The sequence below is a fragment of the Salinicola sp. MH3R3-1 genome (assembly GCF_001937155.1).
GTDB lineage: Bacteria > Pseudomonadota > Gammaproteobacteria > Pseudomonadales > Halomonadaceae > Salinicola > Salinicola halophyticus.
Genome location: NZ_MSDP01000032.1, coordinates 24,958 through 44,645, shown reverse-complemented (window position 1 = coordinate 44,645; position 19,688 = coordinate 24,958). Strand labels below are relative to the sequence as shown.

The window sequence follows — 19,688 nt, the reverse complement described above, 5'->3', positions numbered from 1 at the left end:
ATTGTCGGCGATTTATCCTCCCGAACCTTGCCACTGCGGCGCTCCACGGTGGCTCTTCGTCAACGCTATTGCCCCGTTTGCACAGTGCATGGTTGGGTCAGGCAGGCGTGACCGCTATACTTGGCGCATGAATCCAAAAAAATTGAACGGCTCAAGCCGCCTGCCGCGTGAATTCTCTCCACAGCCCAAGCCCAGTAGGCTCAACGCAAGGACGATGGTTGCATGACTCATTGGACATTGGATGACGACCCGCACGCGGCTCGTGAAGCAGACAAATATGACAGTCCCGTACCCAGCCGTGAGTACTTGCTCGCGCGCCTTGAGGAGTACGGCAAGCCGATTACCCACGAAAACATGAGCGCCATGCTGGGGCTCGAAGATGACAACCAGCTGGAGGCGGTGCGTCGCCGGCTCGCGGCGATGGAGCGCGACGGTCAGATCCTCAAGGATCGCAAGGGCGCCTACGCACTGATCGACAAGCTCGATCTGATCAAGGGGCGCGTTCAGGGTCACCGGGACGGCATGGGTTTCCTGATTCGCCATGACGGTGTCAAACCCGATCTGGTGCTGCCTCCGCGTCAGATGCGACGCGTGTTCAACGGCGACGTGGTACTGGCGCGTATCAGCGGCCGGGACCGGCGTAACCGTGCCGAGGGCACCATCGCTGAAGTGCTGGCGCGCAATACCCAGACGCTGGTCGGCGTGTTCCGTCAGAATACCTCCGAGTTCGCGGTCCTGATTCCCGAAAATTCGCGGATCAGTCAGGAGGTCATCATCCCTCACAGTGTCAGCGGTGGGGCGAAAGACGGTCAGATCGTTTCGGTCCGGATCACTCAGCAGCCGGAGACCCGCAAGCAGCCGGTCGGCGAGGTGGTCGAGATCCTCGGCGAGCGAATGGACCCGGGGCTCGAGATCGACATCGCGATCCGCTCGCACGATATTCCTGCGGACTTTCCGCCGGAAGTCGACGATCAGATCGCCGGCATGTCCGCGGAGGTGAAGGACGAGGACAAGGCCGCACGGATCGATCTGCGCGAGATGCCGCTGGTGACCATCGATGGCGAAGATGCCAAGGATTTCGACGACGCCGTCTGCGCCTGGAAGACCAAGTCCGGCAGCTGGAAACTGGTCGTCGCGATCGCCGACGTCTCCCATTATGTCCGCGGCGGCAGCGCGCTGGACAACGAGGGCTACGTTCGCGGCAACTCGGTCTACTTCCCCGGTCAGGTGGTGCCGATGCTGCCGGAGCTGCTCTCCAACGGGCTCTGTTCGCTCAACCCGCACGTCGATCGCCTGACCATGGTCTGTGAGATGAACATCTCGCAGAACGGCACCATCAGTCGCTACAAGTTCTACGAAGCGGTGATCCAGTCGCATGCACGGCTGACCTACAACCAGGTCGGCGCCATGTTGCAGGAGCCGGACAGCGAGGAAGGGTCGGCGCTGCGCGAACAGTATCGCGAGCTGGTCCCGTCGCTCGAAAACCTGCATGCGCTCTACAAGGTGTTGCGACAGGCGCGTGACGTGCGTGGCGCCATCGACTTCGAGACCACCGAGACGCAGATCGTCTTCAACGACGAGCGCAAGATCGAGAAGATCGTCCCGCGTAGCCGCAACGACGCCCACAAGCTGGTCGAGGAGTGCATGCTGGCGGCCAACGTGGCCACGGCGCGCTTCCTCGACAAGCATGACCTGCCGGCGCTCTACCGGGTGCACCAGGCGCCAGCATCGGAGCGGCTCGAGAACCTGCGCGTGTTCCTCGGCGAGCTGGGATTGACGCTGGGTGGTGGCGACGAGCCGACGCCCAAGGATTATCAGGCGCTGCGCGAGGCGATCCAGGGGCGCCCGGACTTCGATATCATTCAGACCGTGATGCTGCGTTCGATGAGTCAGGCCGTCTATTCGCCCCAGAACGATGGCCACTTCGGGCTGGCCTATCAGGCCTATGCGCACTTCACCTCGCCGATCCGTCGCTATCCCGATCTGCTGGTGCACCGTGCGATTCGCTCCGTCATTCGCGGCCCGCGTCAGACCCAGACGGTCCTGCGGGCCGAGGGCGCACCGGTGGAGAAGCCCTCTACCTGGTGCCCGTACACCTTCGAGCAGATGATCGAGCTGGGTGAGCACTGTTCGATGACCGAGCGCCGCGCCGACGACGCGACGCGTGACGTCACCGACTGGCTGAAGTGCGAATTCCTTTCCGACAAGGTCGGCGAAGTCTACGAAGGCACCATCGCCGCCGTGACGCAGTTCGGTATTTTCGTGCGTCTCGACGACGTCTATGTCGAAGGTCTGGTCCACGTGACCTCGCTGCCGTCCGATTATTATCACTACGAAGCCGAGAAGCATCGTCTGAAAGGCGAGCGCAGCGGTGTGGCCTATCGCCTGGGTGACGGCGTCACCGTCCGCATCGCGCGCGTCGATATGGACGATCGCAAGATCGATTTCGACCTCGCTGATGCGGCGCCGCGTCATCGCCGCACGCCGCGCGCCCAGAAGACGGGTGGGGGCGGCGGAAACGCGAAGCCTTCAGCGAGCAAGAATCGCCCCGGCAAGCGCGAGCGTCAGGGTGGCAAGTCCGGCAGCGACGCCGTGGGTAATGACTCGACGAATGACGAGTCAACGAGTAACGGGGCGGCGAATAACGATTCGACGAACAGCGACTCGAGCGGCAACAAGGAGGGTGGCGCTCCCAAGCGGCGCTCCCGCGGGCCGCGCCAGCGCCGGGGCAAGCGATGAGTGCCGTGATCTGTCGTTCCGCGGCATGGAGTAGGTGACGCCATGAGTCGCCCAACCCATCGACGTCAAGCCGGCAGATCGCCGGATCTTCCCCGGACGCCAGACGGACTCGAACCCGTCTATGGCGTTCACGCGGTGCGCGCGCTGTTCGAACGTGGGCAGCCACCGCGAGTGCTGTGGATTCAGCAGGGGCATGCCGAACAACGTCTCGAGGCGTTGCTGCAGCAGGCCCATGCCGCTGGTTGCGAGCTGAAAAGGGTGCCGCGGGAAACCCTCGACGTGATTTCGGGTCAGGCCTCTCATCAAGGCGTGATCGGTTTTTCCGAGCCGCTGATCGCGGAGAATGAGACGGCGCTATGGTGGCGCCTCGACCAATGGCAGCAGAGCCGGCCGCCGCTTTTTCTGATTCTCGACGGGGTGACGGATCCGCACAACTTCGGTGCCTGTCTGCGCAGCGCCGATGCTGCCGGTGTCGATGGCGTCATCGTTGCCAAGGACAAGTCGGCCCCGCTCAATGCCACGGTGCGCAAGGTCGCCTGCGGCGCGGCCGAGAGCGTGCCGGTGTTTCAGGTCACCAACCTGGCGCGCTGCATGGAGAAGCTCAAGCAGGCCGGGGTCTGGATTACCGGAACGGCCGGGGAAGCCGACGCGCTGGTGTTCGATGCCGACTTCACCGTTCCCTGCGCCCTGGTGATGGGGGCGGAAGGCAAGGGCATGCGCCGTCTGACCCGCGAAGCGTGTGACGGACTGGTCAAGCTGCCGATGCAGGGCGGCGTGTCCAGTCTCAATGTCTCGGTCGCCACGGGCATCTGTCTGTTCGAAGCCGTTCGTCAGCGAGGGCGTGCCAGCTCCACTTGAGCTTGCACCCGAGGCGATCGGTCTCTACAATTGCGCGGTTCTGTGGGCAGGCTATGCTCACGGAGCGCGCCTCGTCTACGGGATGAATCGGCGGGTCAGGTGAGTCTGATCCAGGCGATTTGCCCGAGCAGAGCGTCAATTGGTCTGAATATCTGGATGGCAACGTGGTTTTGCGCCGCGACCCGATATCGACTCCTTGCTTCTCGTGGTACCCCTTCAAACGAGGGCCCGCGTGGAAGCTGCCAAACCGAAAGGAGCTAACATGCGTCATTATGAAATCGTGTTCATGGTCCACCCGGACCAGAGCGAGCAGGTCCCGGCCATGGTCGAGCGCTACACCGGCCTCGTGACCGAGAACGGCGGCACCGTGCATCGTCTCGAAGATTGGGGTCGTCGTCACCTGGCGTACCCGATCAACAAGATTCACAAGGCACATTATGTGCTGATGAACGTCGAATGCAGCGGTGAGACTCTCGACGAAATCGAGAACATCTTCCGTTTCAACGACGCCATCATCCGCAGCATGATCGTGCGTTGCAAAGAGGTCGTGACTGAAGCCTCGCCGATGATGAAGCCGGCTGAAGAAAAGAGCCGTCGCCGTGACGACAAGCCCTCCGAGCGTGGCGATCGTGAGCGTTCTGAGCGCCCCGAGCGTTCCGAAGCTGCTGAAGAAACCCACTGATTCGATTTCGCTAAGGAGAGATTCTCATGGCACGTTTTTTCCGTCGCCGTAAGTTCTGCCGCTTCACCGCCGAAGGCGTGAAGTACATCGACTACAAAGACATCGATACGCTGAAAGCCTACGTCACCGAGACCGGCAAGATCGTTCCCAGCCGCATCACGGGTACTCAGGCGCGCTACCAGCGTCAGCTGTCCACCGCGATCAAGCGGGCGCGCTACCTGGCATTGCTGCCGTACTCCGACAGCCACCAGTAAATCCTGACCCGGTAAACCTTGACGAGGTGTCATGCTGGCATTGGCCCGTTGGATCATGCGCGGTACGCCGCAAGCGTTGGTGGCGGCCGCACTGACAGCGCTGGTGCCCTGGTTGTTCTGGTTCAGCGCCGCCGTGGCGGGTCTGGTCACGCTGCGCCGAGGCATGACCCCGGCAGCGCCGGTACTGATCGCTGCGGCGATCCCTGCCGGTTGGTGGTGGATTCAGGGCGATGCGGTACCGTTGTCCAGTATCCTGCTGGTGACGTTGATGGCGACCGTCCTGCGGGCACGCATGCGCTGGTCGGAAGCGCTGATCGTCGGCAGCGTCGTCTGCATGGCGATGGTGCAACTGAGCATCTTCGTACCGACCGGCGGTACCGGACCGCTACTCAACGAGCTGCGGCAAAGCTCGTCGGAAGTGGCCAACATGCTGGATCAGCTGGCGGCACAGGGCATCGACACCGAGAGAATGGCGACATTGGTGATCGGCGGTGCGACCGGGCTGGTAGTGCTGTTGGCGGGAATTGCCTGTCTGGCACTCGCCAGGAGCTGGCAGGCGGGGCTTTATAACCCCGGCGGGTTTCGCGAGGAGTTTCATTCGTTGAAGCTCTCGCGGCGACAACTTTTGCTGCTGCTCGGACTGATGGCGGTGGGTGTCGTATTTGCCGTTCCTGCCGCCAGTCTGTTGGCCTGGATACCGTTGCTGGTTGCCGGTGTCGCGCTGGTTCATGGGTTTATTGGTTTGAAGGGAATGAGCGGGTTCTGGCTGGTAGGCTTCTATGCCTTGCTGTTGACCACCTGGCCCACGATTTTGATTGTACTGCTGTTGGCGTTGGTAGATACCTTCGCGGATTTTCGCGGTCGACTGACACGCAGTGATTGACGAGAGGTTCACGAGAATGGAAGTCATTCTGCTCGATAACATCGGCAAGCTGGGCGATCTGGGTGACAAGGTCACCGTCAAGCCCGGTTACGGTCGTAATTACCTGGTTCCTTACGGCATGGCCGTACCGGCGACCAAAGACAACGTCGAAGCGTTCGAAACGCAGCGCGCCGAGCTCGAAGCTCAGGCTGCCGAGCGCAAGGCCCAGGCCGAAACGCGCGCCGCTCAGCTCGCCGAGATTGAACTGTCTCTGGTGGCCAAGGCGGGTGAAGAAGGCAAGCTGTTCGGTTCCATCGGCCCGCGCGATCTGGCCGAAGCCATGGCTCAGGCCGGCATCGAAGTCGCCAAGAGCGAAGTGCGCATGCCGGAAGGTCCGCTTCGTCAGACTGGCGAATATGACATCGCGCTGCAGTTGCACGCCGAAGTCACTTCCAGCGTCCGTGTGGTGGTGGTGGCCGAGTAAGTCTCGACCACGATCATTGATCGCGACGTCTGACCAAGGCACGCAGGGTTCACGCCCTGCGTGCCTTTTTCATGACCGTCGACGTGGCGGTGCTCGCGCTCGACTGGGTAGAATGAGCGCCTGAGAATTCTTGCGTGTCCAGCGCACGACACAGGATGAATGCCAAGCATGAACCAACGCGTCGACAACGATCGGGAAACCGCGCAGCTGAAGATGCCGCCACACTCGCTGGAGGCGGAGCAGTCGGTACTCGGCGGGTTGATGCTCGACAACAGCAGCTGGGACACCGTATCGGAGCGTCTGGTCGCGGACGATTTCTATCGCCATGAGCACCGGCTGACGTTCAACGCGATGGCCGAGCTGGCCGAAAGCTCCCATCCGCTCGATGTGGTGACCCTGTCGGAAGCCCTCGAGCGTCGCGACCAACTCGAAAGCGTGGGCGGGCTCGCCTACCTGGCGGAACTGGCGCGCAACACCCCTTCGGCAAGCAACATTCGAGCCTACGCCGATATCGTCCGTGAGCGTGCGACGCTGCGCAAGCTGATCCAGGCCTCGCGTCAGATCGCCGACAGCGCCTACGCGCCGGAAGGACGGCTCCCGGACGAGCTGGTCAACGAGGCCGAGCGGCTGGTGTTCCAGATCAGCGAATCGCGACCTAAGTTTGGCGGGCCGATCGGCATGAGCGATCTGCTGACCAAGGCGGTCGACCGGATCGACGAGCTGTTCAACATGAAGGGCCAGATGACCGGGATCTCAACCGGCTTTCGCGATCTCGACGACATGACGTCGGGGCTGCAGCCCTCGGACCTGGTGATCATCGCCGGACGCCCATCGATGGGCAAGACCACCTTCGCCATGAATCTGGTCGAGCATGCGGTGGTCTCCAACGACAAGCCGGTGGTCGTGTTCTCGATGGAGATGCCTGCCGAATCGCTGATGCTGCGTGTGCTGTCATCGCTGGGCCGGATCGATCAGACGCGGGTGCGAACCGGCCAGCTCGAGGACGAGGACTGGCCGCGGCTGACCTCGGCGGTCAATCTGCTCAAGGATCGCCAGCTGTTTATCGATGATACGCCGGCACTGTCACCCAATGAGTTGCGCACGCGCGCGCGACGCATTGCTCGCGAGCACGGCAATATCGGCTTGGTGATGATCGACTATCTGCAGCTGATGCAGGTGCCCGGGCTCTCCGAGAATCGTACCGCGGAAATCTCCGAAATCTCGCGCTCGCTCAAGGGGCTTGCCAAGGAATTCGGCTGCCCGGTGGTGGCGCTGTCGCAGCTTAACCGCTCGCTGGAGCAGCGCCCCAACAAGCGCCCGGTGATGTCGGATCTGCGTGAGTCGGGCGCCATCGAGCAGGACGCCGATGTCATCGCCTTCGTCTACCGGGACGAGGTCTACAATGCCGACAACCCGGACAACAAGGGGTTGGCGGAGCTGATCATCGGCAAGCAGCGTAACGGCCCCATCGGCACTGTCCACATGGCGTTCATCGGCAAGTACACGCGGTTCGAGGATCTCGCCCCGGATAGCTATGGGCAGCACTATGAATAGGTCAGCGCTACGAATAGGCCAGCACTACGAACAGGTCAGCACTGCGAACAGGCCTGCATGCGAATAGGCCGAGACGTTTAGTTCGATACGGTTAGCTCGAACAGTTAGCTCGATACAAACTGAAGCGCGTCGGCATTGCCGACGTGGGAAAGACATCAAGGAGTCAAACATGGCAGGCGGTTTTCAGCGGGGGCGTCGTCAACGTACACCCAAGATCGAAGTACGCGGCCAACTGGAGAAGCATGAGCGGGAAGGGCCGTTCAAGGAGTGGTTGGGGATGCCGGATCTCTACCGCCATTGGCTGACCGTCGACGGCGAGCTCTATAGCTACCAGACCGAAGACTCCGAGATACCGGTGAGCGTCGGCGACCGGGTCGTGTTTCGCTACAAGGAAGCCAAGGCGGGGAAATGGGTCGATCGCAACTCGCTGGGCAAGGCCATCGACCCCGCCGATTATCAGTAGCGCCTCGCTGAATACCCCTCCGAGCTCGTAATCACCGTTCGTGAAGGCGTCGACGGCGGCGCCTGTCATTTTCCTGTCACAACACTACCGTTCAATGTCGGGCATGAATGTGATCTCCGACATAATGCTTGGTTGTTTCCGCCTCGTGCCGATCCTCGAGCGAATCCTGGCAAGGAATTGGCAACCCATGCCCGCCCCGGCTTCCACGTCTACCGTATCGACCCTCCTGGATCGCTGCGACGTAGCGCCTGTCGCTTCATATCTCGTCACGACGTCGCTGGAACGATCACTAGCGCTGAAAGTCTTACATCTAAGGCTCTTGAGTCTGAGTCTTTTAAACTTGGGGGCTTGATCCCTGATAGTCCCGAAGCAAGAAGTTTTCATTCACTAACGATCCACCTGTAGGAGTCAATCATGGAACTCACGGAGTTCGCGCACTATCAGCGACAGCACGAAAATTTCGAGATTCGTGTCATTGCCCACGCCGGCAGTCGCTACTATCAGGTCATGCTGGAACCGGCAGACGGGGCCACGCAAATCTTGACCCGGCGCGGCAAGCCGATGCTGTTTCGTTCGCTAGACGATGTCTACGGCGAGCTGAAGCAGGCCGGTATTCGTCGCGCCTATCTGGTTCAGCAGGTCGCCAACGACGAGATCGTCGGGCACGAAGCGCGCTATCATGACCCGCTGTTATCCCGGATGCCGCTGGTCTTCTGATCCCGCAGTTCGAACGCCGCAACCGCCACCCTTCTTCATTCATCCACCCCGTTTCCCTCCGGCAAGCTCAGAATTGACTTGCCCTGCTTTGGAGGGAAGTTTGCTTTGTCGCTGCAGCTCTCACGCAGTTCCCATGCAGCTCTCGCGCAGTTCTCTTGCCGTGTCTCGTTCAGGTTGTCATCCCGTCTCGATCCGATCCTTTCTTCGCTAGTCGTCCCGATCTTGCTGCTCTCGCTTCTCAGCGACGTCGGTAGCCATTGGCGTGATCGCCTTTGCCGTATGCGGCCTCGAAGGTGAGCGAGTCGATGAACTTTCCGGCCTGATCGAGTATCGCCGTCCGCTTGTCTTCCTGCATGCGATCCCAGCTGCCGTAGATGAGTTTCATGCGATGATTGCCGCGCAGCTGCTCGCGATGGCGATCCAGAAAATGCCAGTAGAGACTGTTGAAGGGACAGGCGTGTTCGCCGGTGACCTGCTTGACGTCGTAGCGGCAGTGACGGCAGTGATCCGACATGCGATCGATATATTTTCCCGAGGCGCAGTAGGGTTTGGAGCCGAGGTAGCCGCCGTCGGCGTAGAGTGTCATGCCCAGCGTATTGGGCAGTTCTACCCATTCGAAAGCGTCGACATAGACCGCCAGATACCAGTCGCAAAGCGCCGCCGGTGCGACACCGCAAAGCAGCGCGAAGTTGCCGGTGACCATCAGCCGCTGAATGTGATGGGCATGGGCGTTGTCGCGGGTCATCTCCAGCGCACGGCGCACGCAGCGCAGATCGGTCTCCGCGGTCCAGTAGAAGTCGGGCAGGCCGCGCCGAGCGTCGAGCCGATTCTCCCTCTTGTAGTCCGGCATTCGTTGCCAGTAGATACCGCGCACGTATTCGCGCCAGCCCAGAATCTGACGTACGAAGCCTTCCACTGCGTTGATCGGCGCACGACCCTGCTGCCAGGCCGTCTGCGCCGCCTCGCACACCTCCCTTGGCGAAAGCAGGCCGATGTTCATCGATGCCGACAGTCGCGAATGAAACAGCAGCGGTTCGCTATCGCTGATGGCATCCTGGTAGGTGCCGAAGTCGGGCAGCGCCTGCGCGATGAAGTGGCGCAGGTCCGTCAGCGCCTGACGTCGAGTCACCGCCCAGTTGAACCCCTCCAGCGTGCCGAAATGATCGCCGAAATGCGCTTCCACCAGCGCCGTGACGTCCCGCGTGATCTCGTCCTGGCGGTGTCTTGGCGGAGTGGGAAAGACAAGGTCGCTATCGAGTGGCCGGCGATTGTCATGGTCGAAGTTCCACTGCCCGCCGGCGGGTTCGCCATCTTCCATCAGCAGGCCGGTACGTTGGCGCATCTGGCGGTAGAAATCTTCCATCCGGAAGCGCTTGCGCCCCTCGAGCCAATCGCCGAAATCATCGATCGAGCAGTAGAAGCGTGAATCCTCGAACAGTCGCCAACGCGTCCCTCTACGCTGAATGCGTTCGAGCAGCCGCCATTCGCCGGGATGTGTCACCCGGATCTCGTCACAGCCGTAGGCGTCGGCAAGTCGTTCGGCTTCTTCCAGCAGGTCCTGGCGATTGTCATCGTCGTCGAGCGCGCTGTAGTGGACCTGATACCCTTTGTCGCGCAGGGTATCGGCGAAGTGACGCATCGCCGACAATATCAGCACGATCTTCTGGGGGTGGTGGGGGACGTAGTCTCCCTCTGCCTTGACTTCGCAGAGTGCGACCACGGCATTGGGCGGGGCGCTGGCGAGGACGTCCAGTGCCTCGCTCAACTGATCGCCCAGAATCAGGATCAGCGGTTTCGACATGAAGTTATCCATAACTTATACACATGGATTTGATCGTATAAGATGATCGGGTTCGTGCAAACCGATAGTGATAGAATTTCGCCCCAAGATGGCAGGGACAGGAGTGGTATAAATGACGGCCCGTTACGGAGTCATGCTGGTCAATCTGGGTACGCCCGAGGCGCCCACCCCCAAGGCGGTGAGGCAGTATCTGGGCGAGTTTCTCGGCGACCCACGGGTCATCGACGCGCCGCGCTGGCTGTGGTGGCCCATTCTTCATGGCGTGATTCTGCGTATTCGTCCGCCCAAGGTCGCCAAGGCCTACGCCTCGGTATGGCAGGAGGAGGGGTCGCCGTTGCTGGCGATCGGCCGGCGCCAGCAGCGCGCGCTGCATGCGCGTCTGGCAAGCTCTGAAGGTGAGGAAATCCCGGTGGAGCTGGCGATGACCTACGGCAAGCCGAGCATGGAAGAGGCTGGGCTGCGGCTGCGCGACGCCGGGGTCGACCGCATTCTGGTATTGCCGCTTTATCCGCAGTTCTCGCGTACCACCACCGGCGCGGTATTCCAGCGCCTGGCCAAGGCGCTGGATCCCTGCCCACATCTGCCGGAACTGCGTTTCGTGCGCGATTATCACGACCATCCTGACTACATCGCCGCGCTGGCGGCTAGCGTTCGTCAGCACTGGGAGGTTAACGGCGACCGCGGTCGGTTGCTGATGTCCTACCACGGCATCCCCAAGCGCTACGTCGATAACGGCGATCCCTACGCTCGGCACTGCCAGACGACCAGCCGGCTGCTGGCCGAAGAGCTGGGGCTGGGCAAGGGAGAGTGGTTCCAGAGCTATCAGTCGCGATTCGGGCGGGAGGAGTGGCTCAAGCCTTACACCGACGAAACCTTGAAGGCGTGGGGCGCGGACAAGACCGAGTGCGTCGACATCATCAGCCCCGCCTTTGCGGCGGACTGCCTGGAGACGCTGGAAGAGATCGACGCCGAGAACCGCGAATACTTCCAGCACGCCGGAGGCGGGCGCTACCGCTATATCCCTGCACTCAACGAACGCCCCGAGCACATCACCCTGTTGGCCAATCTGGTCGAACAGCACACCGCAGGCTGGTAAAGCCGCGGTGGCGGGCGACGCACGCTGTTCCAGGCACTCCCCGGGCGGTTTTTAGGCCCAGGCCAAGGCCAAAGCTAAGGCAGGGGAGAGTCGCCCTGAGGGGATTCCTCGATCGTGTGCCGGGGCTTTTCACTCTCCAGCTCGACCGGATTGCCGCGGGTGCGGGGATCCGGCTTGAGCTTATGGTGCAGCGCGCTCTTGGCCAGCATATGTGCCGAAACCGGCGCGGTGATGAACGCGAAGATGGTGATCAGCAGTTCCTGGATCACCGGCCCATCCTCGCGGCTGAAGAAGATAAGTGCGCCGATCAGCGTGCAGCCGACTCCCAGCGTGGTGGTCTTCGAAGGGCCGTGAAGGCGCATGTAGAAGTCCTTCAGGTGGGTCAGGCCCAACGAGCCGATGAAGGCAAACGCACCCCCGGCGATTAGCATGAAGGCGATCGCGCCTTCAATCATCGTATCCAGCATCTTCTCGCCTCCTATTCGATGATATCGCCGCGCAGCAGATACTTGCAGACGGCAATGGTACTGACGAAGCCCAGCATCGCGATCAGCAGTGCCGCCTCGAAGTAGTCCTTGTTGTTGACCCAGATACCGAACAGCACGATCAGCGCGATCGAGTTCATGTACATGGTGTCCACCGCCAGAATGCGATCCGGCAGGCTCGGCCCGACCACGGCACGATAGAAATTGAGCACGATGGCGGCGCAGAACAGCGCCAGTGCGATCCACAGAGCCGTATCGATCATGATTCGAAGATCTCCAGCAACGGGCGCTCGTAGCGCTGGTGAATGTCGTTGATCAGGGCGTCGATATCGCCCACGTCCAGCGCGTGAATCAGCAGAGTCCTGCCATCCAGACGCAGGTGGGCCGAAACGGTGCCGGGTGTCATGGTGATGGTGCTGGCGAGAATGGTGATCGGAAAATTCTCCTTCAGCGTCAGCGGATACTCGACGAAGGCCGGGCGCATCCGGCCACGAGGATCGAGAATCAACTTCGAGACCTGCAGATTGGCGGTCACGATGTCGCCCAGGACACGGAAAAAGTAGCCGACCAGCTTCAGCGGTCGCTTGATGGTCGGCTGGCGCTCCCAGAACGGACGACACAGCACCGGAATCAGGATCGCCAGAAAGCCGCCGAGAAGCCACTGGCCGAGTGAAATACTGTGCTGCAGCAGTAGCCACACCACCAGCAGCAGCAGGGACAGAACCGGCATCGGCAGCCAGCGAGTGGGAGGAATCATGAATCACCTCCAGCGACGTTGTGGGACAGGATCGCCTCGACGTAGGCGCTGTGATCGAGCAGCTGCGTGGCACTGGCATCGGTGAATCGTGTGATCGGGCCGGCCAGAATCGACATCACCGGCGAGGCACCGATCAGCAGGATCAGGCCGGCCAGCATGGCGACCTTCAGGCGCGGTCCTTCCTCATCGCCACGCGTCGCCTTCCAGAAAACCGCCGAACCGCTGCGCGACATGGCAATGAGCCCGGCGAGACTCGAGAGCAGCAGCAGCGACCACAGCCAGGGCTGTTCGCTGGGTAGGGCCGAGTCGAGCAGCAGCACCTTGCCGATCGCACCCGACAGCGGTGGCAGACCAACGACGGTCATTGCGCCGACGAAGTAGAACAGACCCAGCAGCGCCGGCTGAGTGACGCCGCGCCCGGACACGATACGCGCCCCGGCCTTGCCACGCTGTTCGCTGATCGCATCCGCGAGCAGAAACAGTCCGCCGGTGGCCAGGGTCGTATGGATCATGTAGTAAAGCAGGGCGGCGAAAGGTGCCTCTCGACTCATGCTGACGCCGACCAGCAGCGTGCCCACCGAGATGATGATCAGATAGGCCACCTGGCTGCGTAGATCGCGCGCCGACAGCACGCCCACGCCACCCAGCGCCAGGGTCGCCAGCGCGAACCACCACAGCCAGGGCTGGACGAAATTGGCCAGTTCCCCCGCGCTACCCCCGAAGATCAGCGTGTAGATCCGCAGAATGGCGTAGACACCCACCTTGGTCATGATCGCGAACAGTGCCGCCACCGGTGCCGGCGCGCTGCTGTAGGCGCGCGGCAGCCAGAAATAGAGCGGCAGAATCGCCGCCTTTAGCCCGAACACCACCAGCAACAGGAACGCCCCCGCCTTCAGCAAGCCCAGCCGGCTGGGATCGAGCGTTGCCACCTTCTGCGACATGTCCACCATGTTGAGGGTGCCGGTGGTGCCGTAAAGCACACCGAGAGCGATCAAAAACATCGCCGACCCAGCCAGGTTCAACGCCACGTAGTGGAAGCCGGCCTGGGTCCGGTCCTTGCCACCGCCGTGCATCAGCAGCGAGTAGGAGGCGATCAGCAGCACCTCGAAGAACACGAACAGGTTGAAGATATCGCCGGTCAGAAAGGCGCCGTTGATACCCATCAGCTGGAGCTGGAACAGGCCGTGAAAATTGCTGCCCTTGCGGTCATCGCCGGCACAGGCGTAGGCCACGCTACCCAGCGCCAGGAAACTCGTCAGGCACACCATCAGCGCGGAGAGTCGGTCGAGCACCAGGATGATGCCGAACGGCGGCTGCCAGTCACCCAGCGCATAGTAGGTGATCTCGCCGCTGTCGCTCTGGACTACCAGCACGGCGCTGATCGCCAGCAGCGTCGCGGTGCTGATCAGGGCGATCGCGCGGCGCGGCAGTACCACCGAGTCGCGCTTGACCAGCATCAGCAGGCCGCTCAGCAGTGGCAGAAGGATCGGCAGGATGATCAAGTGATGCATCATGACTTGTCCTCCTTCGACTCTTCGCGCTGGTCATTGACCTGATCGCTACCCAGATCGCCTCGCACACGCATCGCCAGAATCACCGAAAAAGCCGTCATGGCAAAGCCGATCACGATCGCCGTCAGCACCAGAGCCTGGGGCAGCGGATCTGCGTAGTAGCTGACGCCCTCCTGGATCACCGCGGCGCCGTTGGTGGTCAGGCCGCCGGTGGAAAACAGGAACAGGTTGACCGCATAGGAGAGCAGGGTCAGGCCCACGACAACGGGGAAGGTGCGCCCGCGCAGCGCCAGGTAGAGGCCGCTGGCGGCGAGGAAACCGGTCACGGTGGCATAGAGCGCTTCCATCAGACGGTCTCCTTGTCATTTTCTTTGCTGGGACGATGGCGTGTCGTCAACTTGCCCAGGTTGGCCAGGATCATCAGGGTGGCGCCGACGACGGTCAGATAGACCCCGAGGTCGAACAGCATGGCCGTCGCCAGCTCGACCTCACCAATGTAGGGAATCGAGAAATGGCCGAAGGCGGAGGTCAGAAAGTTGTGACCGAAGACCCAGCTGCCGAGCCCGGTCAATGCGGAGATGGCGACCCCGGTCACCGCGATCGGTTGATAGTTGAACGACAGTCGCTGCTGGGACCAATCCACGCCACGGGCGATGTAGAGCAGGATCAGCGCCACCGCAGTCACCAGCCCGGCGATGAAACCGCCACCGGGCTCGTTATGGCCGCGCAGGAAGATATAGACCGAAACCAGCAGCGCCAGCGGCAGCAGCGTCTGCGATACCGTCCCGAGCAGCATCGGATGGAGATCCTTCGACCACGGACGGCCTTCGCTGTCGCTCGACGGCATGAACAGGCGCAGGCGATTGAGCAGCTTGTAGATGCCGATGGCCGCGATGCACAGCACCGTGATCTCGCCCAGGGTATCGAAACCGCGGAAATCGACCAGAATGACGTTGACCACGTTGTGACCGCCGCCGCCGCTGACGCTGTTGTCGAGGAAGAAGCCGGAGATGGTATCCAGCGGCCGGGTCAGCAGGGCGTAGTTGAGACTCGCGACCACGCCGCCGAATCCCGCCGCCACCAGCACATCCCTGACCACTCGCGGTCCGCTGGACTCCTTGGGCGTGCGCTGCGGCAGGAAGAACAGCGCCAGCATCAGCAGGATCACCGTTACCACCTCGACCGCCAGCTGGGTCAGGGCAAGATCGGGGGCCGAGAAACGCGCGAAAGCCAGCGAGACCATCAGACCGACGACAGACAGCATCATCAACGATACCAGCCGTCGCCGATGCAGGATCGCCGTGCCCAGCCCGGCCAGGATGGTAATTGCGGCGCCGACGATCAGCAGGCCGTCGAGGGCCTGCAGCTGGCGCGGGCCCTGTAGCTGCTCGAGATCCAGCAGGCCGCCGCCGGTCAGGAACAGCACGGCGATGATCAACCACAGCATGTAGCGCTGAAGCGAGCCGTTCTCGAGACGGTCGATCGCCGTCTGCGTTCCGTGCAGGAGCCGCAGAATGCTCTGCTCGAAGGCCATTAGGGCGTTGCGCTGCGGAAACTGGCGCTGAAAGTTGAACAGATTGCGACGAACCGCATAGAGCCCGGCACCGCCGGCCAGCGCGACGGCACTCATCAACAGCGGCAGGTTGAACCCGTGCCATATCGCCAGATGAAGCTCCGGGCGCGGTGACAGGATTGTGGCCTGGGCGGCGGCATCGAGCAGCCCCGTGACCATCAGTGCTGGCATCAGACCGATGATCACGCAGAGTCCGACCAGCACCAGCATCGGTAGCCGCATCATGAACGGCGCCTCGTGGGGCGTCTGGGGCAGATCCTTGGCTTCGGGACCAAAGAAGATGTTACGCACATAGCGCAGCGAATAGGCCACCGACAGCACGCTGCCGATCGTCGCCAGCACCGGAATCAGCCAGGCCAGGCCGCCGAGAATGCCGGTCCCCAGCGCTTCGGTCAGCATCATCTCTTTCGAGATGAAACCGTTGAGCAGGGGCACGCCGGCCATGGATGACGCGGCCAATCCGGCCAGCAGCGCGGTCATCGGCATGCTGTGGCGCAGGCCGCTGAGCTTGCGGATGTCGCGCGTACCGGTTTCGTGATCGATGATGCCGGCTGACATGAATAGCGACGCCTTGAACAGCGCGTGGTTGATGATGTGGAACAGGCCCGCGGCGACCGCCAGCTTGCTGTCCAGGCCGAACAGCATGGTGATCATGCCGAGATGGCTGACGGTAGAGAACGCCAGCACGCCCTTGAGGTCGTATTTGAGCAGGGCGAAATAGGCCGCGTAGATCATCGTCACCAGCCCGGTGAGAGTGACGATATAGAGCCACAGCTGGGAGCCGGCCAGCGCCGGGTGCATGCGCGCGAGCAGAAACACCCCGGCCTTGACCATGGTCGCGGAGTGCAGGAATGCCGACACCGGTGTCGGCGCTGCCATCGCATGCGGCAGCCAGAAGTGGAACGGGAACTGCGCCGACTTGGTGAAGGCGCCCAGCAGCACCAGCAGCAGTGCCGGCAGATAGCGCGGATCGGCCTGGATCAGGTCGCGGCTGTCGAGCACGGTCTGCATGTCGTAGGTGCCGACGATATGGCCGATCAGCAGGAACCCGGCCAGCATCGCGAGCCCGCCCATGCCGGTAACGACAAGCGCCATCCGAGCGCCGCGTCTGGCCTCGCTCTGCTGAGACCAGTAGCCGATCAACAGGAAGGACGACAGGCTGGTCAGCTCCCAGAACACCCACAGCAGCAGCAGGTTGTCGGCCATGACGATGCCGATCATCGAGGTCATGAACAGCATCAGATAGGCGTAGAAGCGCGGCATGCTGTCGTCCGGCGACAGATAGTAGCGGGCATACAGAATGATCAGCAGCCCGATGCCCAGAATCAGCAGCAAAAACAGCAGCGAGAGCCCATCGATCCGGAACGCCAGATCGAGCCCCAGTTGAGGCACCCAGTTCACGCTGAAGTGGTAGACCTCGCCGGAGATCACGCCCGGCGCATGGGCGATGACGATGCCCAGCGCAATGGCCGGCAGCAGCGCGGTGGACCAAGCATTGATCGTTCGATGCTGGTTGTTGCTCAGCATCGGTATCAGGCTGCCCAGCAGGGGCAGCAGAACGATTAGCGGCAGTGACATGAAGTTGTCGCTCTATTCTGGGATCAGGGAGGCTCGAGTTCGGCCCGGCACAGGGCCGCGAGCCAAGGGGTCGAGCTTCGTTCTCGCGTTTGTCGCTCCGGGTCTGCAATCGCTTCCTGGTTCAGTGTAAGCGATGTCGCCAGTCGCACGAGAATGGCATCGTGTCGTCGGGATCAGGAGTTGACGCGGGGGCCTGGTGAGCTTGTTCCGCGCGAAGCGGCAGGAGCATTCATCTACCCAACGATGCGGCTGACGAACGGAGAGGGCAGCGACGCTATTGGCCGCCCGAGCTTCCGTGCCAGCTCAGAGACGCCGAGGCGGATCGGTCAGATAGGGGCGGCGAGCGCCGCGAGGGGCCAGCATCCAGGCGGGAGTCTGGTCCTGGATCGTACCGGTAAGGGACGACGGAGCGTGGGCACCGATGCGGCAGGTCGCGCATGTCAGCGATCGCTGGCTAGGCATGTGGCCCGGCATGGTGTCTCTCCTCTTTGCACGAAACGCGCGATGGGTAGAAAACGCTCGATCATCGTTCGCGCGCAGCGAAATCACTGAAAAACCTGGTGATTTACGAGATTCGAACGAGGGTGTCGCACCGACTGTACCATGCCGATATACACCTAGCTATAGGGTGCGACACCGGCGACCGGGTCGTGGCGCTCGCTGCCGGTGGCTGAAAGCGGGGCTGGCCGGTGACCCTCTACCGTCGCTTCCTCGCCATCCTCGAATTCCCCCGGTGATGGGATGCGCTACACTGCGGATGCGGCGCAATGGTGAGCTCCACCGCGTCCAGCGTGATTTCGGAACAACTCTGCATCAAGAACTCAGCATTAAGGATGTGCTCTCGTGAAGCGTTCATTGCCGGTCAAGGCCCCAGCCACACTCTCGCTGTGCCTCTGTCTCGCCCTCCTGGGCTGTCAGAGCGTTGCCGATACCCACACGGCGCCGAGCGCCTCGGACGCGGGTGCGACTTCCAGCGCGAACCCCTCGGGAACGAACCCGTCTGGAGCGACTTCACCCCAGCCGGCATCGCCGCGGTCCGAGCCATCGAACTCGCAGGCGTCCTCGACGACGGCGATAGACGATGAGGCAGATCGGGATTCGGACCCGGAGGTCGCTCAGGATGCCTCGAAGTTCGATGCCTGGGTCGACGATTTCCGCCAGCGCGCCGCTGCCGAGGGCATCGACCAGGCAACGCTTGCCGAAGCCTTCGATCAAGCCCGCTACCAGCCGCGCATTCTCGAGCTCGATCGCTCCCAGCCGGAGTTCACCCGTCAGATATGGAGCTATCTCGACACGGCCGTATCGTCGACTCGCGTCGCCAACGGGCGTGAACGGCTCGCGGAAAATCGTGCCACGGCGGAGGAGGTCACGCAGCAGTACGGCGTTCCTGGCGAAGTGATCGTCGCCATCTGGGGCATCGAGAGCAATTACGGCAGCAACTTCGGCGACTTCGAGACCATCGACGCGCTCTCCACGCTGGGTTTCGACGGTCGCCGTCAGTCGTTCGCGCGGAGCGAACTGATGGCGGCGCTCAAGATTCTGCAGAATGGCGATATCGATCGCGATCGCATGCGGGGTTCCTGGGCCGGGGCGATGGGCCATACCCAGTTCATCCCCAGCAGCTTCCTGGCCTATGCGGTGGATGAAGATGGCGACGGTCGGCGCGACATCTGGGGCAGCATTCCCGACGTGATGGGCTCGACCGCCAACTATCTGGATGCTTCCGGCTGGCAGCGCGGCCAGCCCTGGGGCGTCGAGGTGACACTGCCGGATGATTTCGATTACTCGCAGACCGAGCTATCGGTGCGCCATGCGGCCCAGGACTGGCAGGCGCAGGGTGTGAAGCGCCTCGACGGCCAATCGTTGCCGGACTTCGATCAGGCCTCGGTCATTGCGCCCGCCGGCGCCAAGGGGCCGGCCTTTCTGGTGGGTCACAACTTCCGCGTGATCATGCGTTACAACGCTTCGACCAGCTATGCGCTGGCGGTGGCGACACTGTCGGATCGGCTGGCCGGGCGCCCGGGTATCCAGAGCGACTGGCCGCGTGATGAGCCGGCACTATCGCGGGATCGCATCCGCCGCATGCAGCAGGGTCTCAACGATCACGGCTTCGAGGTCGGCACGCCGGATGGGCTGGTCGGACCCAATACCCGCGCGGGATTGCGTGACTATCAGCGCAGTATCGGCGTCATCCCCGACGGTTATCCCACTCAGTCGCTGATCCAGCAACTCACCGACAGCTGATCGCGACCGTCGAACCGGCGCCGAACCTTG

The 19,688-nt window shown here is 62.3% G+C and carries 19 protein-coding genes; 11 read left to right on the top strand and 8 right to left on the bottom strand.

Annotated features, from left to right (window positions below):
• The first annotated feature begins 222 nt into the window (after positions 1-222).
• From rnr to BTW08_RS16570, 9 genes are all read left to right on the top strand, one after another.
• Positions 223-2,739: a ribonuclease R gene (gene rnr / locus BTW08_RS16615; RefSeq protein ID WP_075563627.1), complete on the top strand. Its 2,517-nt coding sequence runs from the start codon at positions 223-225 to the stop codon at positions 2,737-2,739.
• Positions 2,740-2,781: 42 nt separating this feature from the next.
• Positions 2,782-3,597 (top strand): 23S rRNA (guanosine(2251)-2'-O)-methyltransferase RlmB, encoded by an 816-nt coding sequence (rlmB, locus tag BTW08_RS16610; RefSeq protein ID WP_075563626.1) that lies wholly within the window; start codon positions 2,782-2,784, stop codon positions 3,595-3,597.
• A 262-nt stretch (positions 3,598-3,859) separates the two neighbouring features.
• On the top strand, positions 3,860-4,279 hold the full coding sequence (gene rpsF, locus BTW08_RS16605; protein WP_075563625.1) for a 30S ribosomal protein S6: 420 nt from the start codon (positions 3,860-3,862) through the stop codon (positions 4,277-4,279).
• 26 nt (positions 4,280-4,305) lie between these two features.
• Positions 4,306-4,533: a 30S ribosomal protein S18 gene (rpsR, locus tag BTW08_RS16600; RefSeq protein ID WP_035472385.1), complete on the top strand. Its 228-nt coding sequence runs from the start codon at positions 4,306-4,308 to the stop codon at positions 4,531-4,533.
• A 31-nt stretch (positions 4,534-4,564) separates the two neighbouring features.
• Positions 4,565-5,416: a hypothetical protein gene (locus tag BTW08_RS16595; RefSeq protein ID WP_075563624.1), complete on the top strand. Its 852-nt coding sequence runs from the start codon at positions 4,565-4,567 to the stop codon at positions 5,414-5,416.
• Between the two features lie 16 nt (positions 5,417-5,432).
• Positions 5,433-5,879 carry a 50S ribosomal protein L9 gene (rplI, locus tag BTW08_RS16590; RefSeq protein WP_075563623.1) on the top strand — a complete coding sequence of 149 codons (447 nt, stop codon included), beginning with the start codon at positions 5,433-5,435 and terminating at the stop codon, positions 5,877-5,879.
• Positions 5,880-6,047: 168 nt separating this feature from the next.
• The gene (dnaB, locus tag BTW08_RS16585; RefSeq protein ID WP_075563622.1) at positions 6,048-7,433 is read left to right on the top strand and encodes a replicative DNA helicase; all 1,386 of its coding nucleotides are present in this window, start codon (positions 6,048-6,050) and stop codon (positions 7,431-7,433) included.
• Positions 7,434-7,602: 169 nt separating this feature from the next.
• Positions 7,603-7,896, top strand: a complete 294-nt coding sequence (locus BTW08_RS16580; protein ID WP_075563621.1) for a hypothetical protein — start codon at positions 7,603-7,605, stop codon at positions 7,894-7,896.
• Between the two features lie 414 nt (positions 7,897-8,310).
• A complete protein-coding gene (locus BTW08_RS16570) occupies positions 8,311-8,613 on the top strand; it encodes a DUF6482 family protein (protein ID WP_075563619.1) in 303 nt (100 codons plus the stop codon).
• Positions 8,614-8,851: 238 nt separating this feature from the next.
• Here the strand turns inward: BTW08_RS16570 and BTW08_RS16565 are convergent, their stop codons facing one another.
• Positions 8,852-10,414 carry a cryptochrome/photolyase family protein gene (locus BTW08_RS16565; RefSeq protein ID WP_075563618.1) on the bottom strand — a complete coding sequence of 521 codons (1,563 nt, stop codon included), beginning with the start codon at positions 10,412-10,414 and terminating at the stop codon, positions 8,852-8,854.
• 112 nt (positions 10,415-10,526) lie between these two features.
• Between BTW08_RS16565 and hemH the strand changes: the two genes are divergently transcribed.
• Positions 10,527-11,510 carry a ferrochelatase gene (gene hemH, locus BTW08_RS16560; protein WP_075563617.1) on the top strand — a complete coding sequence of 328 codons (984 nt, stop codon included), beginning with the start codon at positions 10,527-10,529 and terminating at the stop codon, positions 11,508-11,510.
• A gap of 74 nt (positions 11,511-11,584) precedes the next feature.
• Here hemH and BTW08_RS16555 read toward each other — a convergent pair whose 3' ends face one another.
• The 7 genes from BTW08_RS16555 to BTW08_RS19175 all read right to left on the bottom strand — a co-directional run bounded on the left by BTW08_RS16555 (position 11,585) and on the right by BTW08_RS19175 (position 17,888).
• Positions 11,585-11,977 (bottom strand): Na+/H+ antiporter subunit G, encoded by a 393-nt coding sequence (locus tag BTW08_RS16555; RefSeq protein WP_075563616.1) that lies wholly within the window; start codon positions 11,975-11,977, stop codon positions 11,585-11,587.
• 11 nt (positions 11,978-11,988) lie between these two features.
• Positions 11,989-12,258, bottom strand: coding sequence for a K+/H+ antiporter subunit F (locus tag BTW08_RS16550; protein ID WP_075563615.1), 270 nt, complete (start codon positions 12,256-12,258; stop codon positions 11,989-11,991).
• Positions 12,255-12,752 (bottom strand): Na+/H+ antiporter subunit E, encoded by a 498-nt coding sequence (locus BTW08_RS16545; protein ID WP_075563614.1) that lies wholly within the window; start codon positions 12,750-12,752, stop codon positions 12,255-12,257. Before BTW08_RS16545 ends, BTW08_RS16550 begins: the two co-directional genes overlap by 4 nt.
• Positions 12,749-14,266 (bottom strand): monovalent cation/H+ antiporter subunit D, encoded by a 1,518-nt coding sequence (locus BTW08_RS16540; protein WP_075563613.1) that lies wholly within the window; start codon positions 14,264-14,266, stop codon positions 12,749-12,751. Before BTW08_RS16540 ends, BTW08_RS16545 begins: the two co-directional genes overlap by 4 nt.
• Complete coding sequence (locus BTW08_RS16535) at positions 14,263-14,610, bottom strand: Na+/H+ antiporter subunit C (protein WP_075563612.1); 348 nt, start codon at positions 14,608-14,610, stop codon at positions 14,263-14,265. The genes BTW08_RS16540 and BTW08_RS16535 overlap by 4 nt, the downstream gene beginning before the upstream one ends.
• On the bottom strand, positions 14,610-17,414 hold the full coding sequence (locus tag BTW08_RS16530; protein ID WP_075563611.1) for a monovalent cation/H+ antiporter subunit A: 2,805 nt from the start codon (positions 17,412-17,414) through the stop codon (positions 14,610-14,612). Before BTW08_RS16530 ends, BTW08_RS16535 begins: the two co-directional genes overlap by 1 nt.
• Before the next feature lie 303 nt (positions 17,415-17,717).
• Positions 17,718-17,888 (bottom strand): hypothetical protein, encoded by a 171-nt coding sequence (locus tag BTW08_RS19175; RefSeq protein ID WP_168170681.1) that lies wholly within the window; start codon positions 17,886-17,888, stop codon positions 17,718-17,720.
• A gap of 369 nt (positions 17,889-18,257) precedes the next feature.
• Here BTW08_RS19175 and BTW08_RS16525 point away from each other — a divergent pair, with 369 nt between their 5' ends.
• Positions 18,258-19,658 (top strand): lytic murein transglycosylase, encoded by a 1,401-nt coding sequence (locus BTW08_RS16525; protein ID WP_246837779.1) that lies wholly within the window; start codon positions 18,258-18,260, stop codon positions 19,656-19,658.
• Positions 19,659-19,688: the final 30 nt, after the last annotated feature.

Excerpts from the sequence above, each read along its gene's own strand:
- rnr (WP_075563627.1), top strand. The coding sequence starts at position 223 with ATGACTCATTGGACATTGGATGACGACCCGCACGCGGCTCGTGAAGCA.
- rlmB (WP_075563626.1), top strand. The coding sequence starts at position 2,782 with ATGAGTCGCCCAACCCATCGACGTCAAGCCGGCAGATCGCCGGATCTT.
- rpsF (WP_075563625.1), top strand. The coding sequence starts at position 3,860 with ATGCGTCATTATGAAATCGTGTTCATGGTCCACCCGGACCAGAGCGAG.
- rpsR (WP_035472385.1), top strand. The coding sequence starts at position 4,306 with ATGGCACGTTTTTTCCGTCGCCGTAAGTTCTGCCGCTTCACCGCCGAA.
- BTW08_RS16595 (WP_075563624.1), top strand. The coding sequence starts at position 4,565 with ATGCTGGCATTGGCCCGTTGGATCATGCGCGGTACGCCGCAAGCGTTG.
- rplI (WP_075563623.1), top strand. The coding sequence starts at position 5,433 with ATGGAAGTCATTCTGCTCGATAACATCGGCAAGCTGGGCGATCTGGGT.
- dnaB (WP_075563622.1), top strand. The coding sequence starts at position 6,048 with ATGAACCAACGCGTCGACAACGATCGGGAAACCGCGCAGCTGAAGATG.
- BTW08_RS16580 (WP_075563621.1), top strand. The coding sequence starts at position 7,603 with ATGGCAGGCGGTTTTCAGCGGGGGCGTCGTCAACGTACACCCAAGATC.
- BTW08_RS16570 (WP_075563619.1), top strand. The coding sequence starts at position 8,311 with ATGGAACTCACGGAGTTCGCGCACTATCAGCGACAGCACGAAAATTTC.
- BTW08_RS16565 (WP_075563618.1), bottom strand. The coding sequence starts at position 10,414 with ATGTCGAAACCGCTGATCCTGATTCTGGGCGATCAGTTGAGCGAGGCA.
- hemH (WP_075563617.1), top strand. The coding sequence starts at position 10,527 with ATGACGGCCCGTTACGGAGTCATGCTGGTCAATCTGGGTACGCCCGAG.
- BTW08_RS16555 (WP_075563616.1), bottom strand. The coding sequence starts at position 11,977 with ATGCTGGATACGATGATTGAAGGCGCGATCGCCTTCATGCTAATCGCC.
- BTW08_RS16550 (WP_075563615.1), bottom strand. The coding sequence starts at position 12,258 with ATGATCGATACGGCTCTGTGGATCGCACTGGCGCTGTTCTGCGCCGCC.
- BTW08_RS16545 (WP_075563614.1), bottom strand. The coding sequence starts at position 12,752 with ATGATTCCTCCCACTCGCTGGCTGCCGATGCCGGTTCTGTCCCTGCTG.
- BTW08_RS16540 (WP_075563613.1), bottom strand. The coding sequence starts at position 14,266 with ATGATGCATCACTTGATCATCCTGCCGATCCTTCTGCCACTGCTGAGC.
- BTW08_RS16535 (WP_075563612.1), bottom strand. The coding sequence starts at position 14,610 with ATGGAAGCGCTCTATGCCACCGTGACCGGTTTCCTCGCCGCCAGCGGC.
- BTW08_RS16530 (WP_075563611.1), bottom strand. The coding sequence starts at position 17,414 with ATGTCACTGCCGCTAATCGTTCTGCTGCCCCTGCTGGGCAGCCTGATA.
- BTW08_RS19175 (WP_168170681.1), bottom strand. The coding sequence starts at position 17,888 with ATGCCGGGCCACATGCCTAGCCAGCGATCGCTGACATGCGCGACCTGC.